The sequence below is a fragment of the Rhodococcus sp. R1101 genome (assembly GCF_000278445.1).
Classification (GTDB): domain Bacteria; phylum Actinomycetota; class Actinomycetes; order Mycobacteriales; family Mycobacteriaceae; genus Rhodococcus; species Rhodococcus gordoniae.
In genome coordinates, this window is the sequence record NZ_AJVB01000817.1 from 1 (window position 1) to 941 (window position 941).

2 protein-coding genes are annotated in these 941 nt (G+C 66.0%); both read left to right on the plus strand.

Features of this window, described 5'->3' with window-relative positions; genetic code table 11:
- The coding region (gene nadD, locus R1101_RS28730; RefSeq protein ID WP_016935757.1) for a nicotinate-nucleotide adenylyltransferase at positions 1-579 on the plus strand (579 nt) is incomplete at its 5' end.
- A partial coding sequence (rsfS, locus tag R1101_RS0124450) for a ribosome silencing factor (RefSeq protein WP_016935758.1) occupies positions 576-941 on the plus strand: 366 nt, incomplete at its 3' end. The genes nadD and rsfS, both read left to right, overlap by 4 nt.

Genomic DNA, 941 nt, shown 5'->3' on the forward strand with positions numbered 1-941 from the left:
ATCTTCGTGCCCACCGGGCAACCCTGGCAGAAGACCGGACGCGAGGTCAGTGCCGCCGAGGACCGCTACCTGATGACGGTGATCGCGACCGCATCCAACCCGCGGTTCTCCGTCAGTCGCGTCGACATCGATCGCCACAAACCCACCTACACCGTCGACACGCTGCGAGATCTCAGCAAGCAGTATCCCGATGCGGACCTGTACTTCATCACCGGTGCGGACGCACTGGGATCGATCCTGTCCTGGCAGGACTGGCAGACCCTGTTCGACCTCGCACGCTTCGTCGGGGTGTCCCGGCCCGGATACGACCTGCACGCCGAGCACCTGGCACCGCATCTGGACGACCTCCCCGCCGAGGCGGTGAGTCTCGTGGAGATCCCGGCCCTGGCGATCTCCTCCACGGACTGCCGCAGGAGAGCCCGGGAGAACCGCCCGGTCTGGTATCTGGTGCCCGACGGAGTGGTGCAGTACATCAGCAAACGCCGGCTCTACCGCCCGAATACGCACCGTGACGGAGATCCCGTCCCGGCGTTCGACGGAAACACCCCCGGCACCATCGAGAGAAAGAGCACGCAGTGAGCGCAACGGCAGAAGCCACGGAGATGGCCCGAATCGCAGCCCTGGCCGCCGACGAGAAACTCGCCACCGATGTTGTGGTGCTCGACGTGTCCGAGCAGCTGGTGATCACCGACTGCTTCGTCATCGCGTCGGCGCCCAACGAGCGTCAGGTCAACGCCATCGTCGACAACGTCGAGGAGAAGCTGCGCCTGGCCGGCCACAAGCCGGTCCGCCGCGAGGGCACCCGCGAAGGACGGTGGACGCTGCTCGACTACGTCGACGTCGTCGTGCACATCCAGCATGAGGACGAGCGCAACTTCTACGCCCTCGACCGTCTGTGGAAGGACTGCCCGACCATCGAGGTCGACGGTGTGGGCGGCCCC